We start from the raw sequence: 2539 nt of genomic DNA on the forward strand, positions 1-2539 counted from the left end.
TGCACACGTCCAACACGGCGGCGGCGGGCTGACACCCTCAGATATCGCACCCGCCCGGCTTCACCAACACCAGCTGGACGACCTGGAGCAGAAGAGCCGGATCGCCGACGTGTTGCCGCTGACCCCGATGCAGCACGGGCTGCTTTTTCACGCCAGCACCGCACACGGCGGCGACGACGCTTACGTGGTGCAGCTGGACATCGCGTTGAGCGGGCCCCTCCACCGCCACCGGCTGCGGGAGGCTGTGTGCGCGGTCGTCGACCGCCATCCCAACCTCGCGGCCCGGTTCTGCCAACAGTTCCACGAGCCGGTGCAGGTCATCCCCGCTGATCCCGAGGTGCCCTGGCAGTATGTCGACCTGGACGGCATCGAGGCCGACGAGCCGATTCAGTCGGCGTGTGCGGCCGAACGCGCGGCGGTCTGCGACCTCAGCGACCCGCCAGCGTTTCGGGTGACGTTGATCCGCACCGCTCCCGAGCAGCACCGGATCGTGGTGACCTCTCACCACATCGTCGTGGACGGCTGGTCGCTGCCGCTATTGCTGGCCGAAATCTTCGCCGGCTATCAGGGGCAGCGGCTGCCCGCGCCGGTTCCGTATCGCCGCTTTGTCAGCTGGCTCGCCGAGAGGGACCTCGATGCCGCCCGCGCCGCCTGGCGCGCGGTGCTGGCCGACTTTGACACCCCCACGCTGATCGGCCCGCCGGGGCGCGCACAGCTCGGGCAACGAGGCGTTACCTCGTACCGGTTGTCGGAGCAGACCACGCGGGCGCTCAACGAGCTGGCCCGCGCGCAGCACACCACCGTCAACACCGTGCTGCAGGCGGCCTGGGCGCAGCTGCTAGTAGGGCTCACCGGCCAGCACGACGTCGCCTTCGGTGCGGTGGTCTCGGGCCGGCCGGCCGAGGTGCCGGGCGCCGACGCGATGGTGGGCCTGCTGATTAACACCGTGCCGGTGCGGGCCAACCTCACGCCGACAACCACCACTACCGACCTGCTCGACCAACTGCAGCATGCACACACCAAAACCGTTGAGCACCAACACCTTGCGCTTAGCGAGATCCACCGCATCACCGGCCACGACAATCTGTTCGACACCCTTTTCGTGCTGGAGAACTATCCGGTCGACACCGGGGCGTTGGCGGGGGCCGACGGTTTGACCATCACCGGCTTCACCAGCCGCGAATCCACCGACTATCCGCTGACGGTCCAGGCCGTCGCCGGTAACGAACTCGGGCTGCGTGTCGAATTCGACACGGATGTGTTCGACGCCGCAGACATCGAAACCATCGTCAAGCGATTCCGCCGCGCCCTGGAAGCAATGGCCACCGATCCGGCCCGACGGTTGTCGTCGATAGATGTGCTGGACGGCGGTGAGCACGCTCGTCTGGATCAGATTGGCAACCGCGCGGTGCTGAGCCAGCCCGGGGCGCCGGTGTCGATTGCGGCGGCGTTCGGCGCCCAGGTCGTACGCACACCCGAGGCGGTCGCGCTGACCTGCAGCGGTGTTTCCATGACGTACCGGGAGCTGGACGAAGCAGCTAACCGATTGGCGCACTTGTTAATCGGCGCGGGTGCGGGTCCGGGTGAGTGTGTGGCGCTGCTGTTTACCCGGTCGGCTGAGGCCGTCGTGGCCATCTTGGCGGCGTTGAAGACCGGGGCGGCTTACCTACCGATCGATCCCGCGCATCCGGCTGCCCGGATCGCATTCATGATCGAAGACTCCGGGCCGATCGCCGCGGTCACCACTTCCGATCTGGCCGCCCGGCTGGACGGGCATGCGCTGCTAATCGTCGATATCGACGACCCCCGCCTTGACACCCAACCCAGCACCGATTTGCCAGTGCCGGCCCCGGACGATATCGCCCACGTCATCTACACCTCGGGCACCACCGGTGTGCCCAAAGGTGTTGCGGTAACGCAGTACAACGTGGTGCAGCTGTTCGAGTCGCTCGACGCCGGGCTGGACCTGGCTTCGCCCCAGGTGTGGACGCAATTTCACTCATACGCTTTCGACTTCTCGGTCTGGGAGATCTGGGGCGCCCTGTTGCATGGTGGCCGGCTGGTAGTGATCCCGGACTCGGTAACTCGCTCACCCGACGACTTCCACGCCCTGCTGGTCGCTGAGCGGGTGACCGTGCTGACCCAAACCCCTTCTGCGGTTAAAGCTTTGCCGCATGAGGGTTTGGAGTCGGCGGCACTGGTGATCGGCGCCGAGCCCTGTCCGGTCGAGGTGGTGGATCGGTGGGCGCCCGGCCGGGTGATGGTCAACGTCTACGGGCCCACTGAGACGACGATGTGGGCGTCCAAGAGTGCGCCCTTGAAGGCGGGCTCAGGTGCGCCACCGATCGGTGTGCCGGTAGCGGGGGCAGCGTTCTTCGTGCTGGACGGGTGGTTGCGCCCGGTGCCGGTCGGGGTGGCCGGCGAGTTGTATGTGGCCGGCCGGGGTGTGGGCGTGGGCTATTGGCGCCGCACGGGCCTTACGGCCTCACGGTTTGTGGCGTGTCCTTTTGGTGGGTCGGGGGCGCGGATGTATCGCACT

At 67.1% G+C, this 2539-nt stretch carries 1 protein-coding gene; it reads left to right on the forward strand.

What is annotated here, in order from left to right:
- A partial coding sequence (locus AC5Y7E_RS24155; RefSeq protein ID WP_499950933.1) for a non-ribosomal peptide synthetase occupies window positions 1–2539 on the forward strand: 2539 nt, incomplete at both ends.

The organism is Mycobacterium sp. NGS17 (assembly GCF_059813205.1).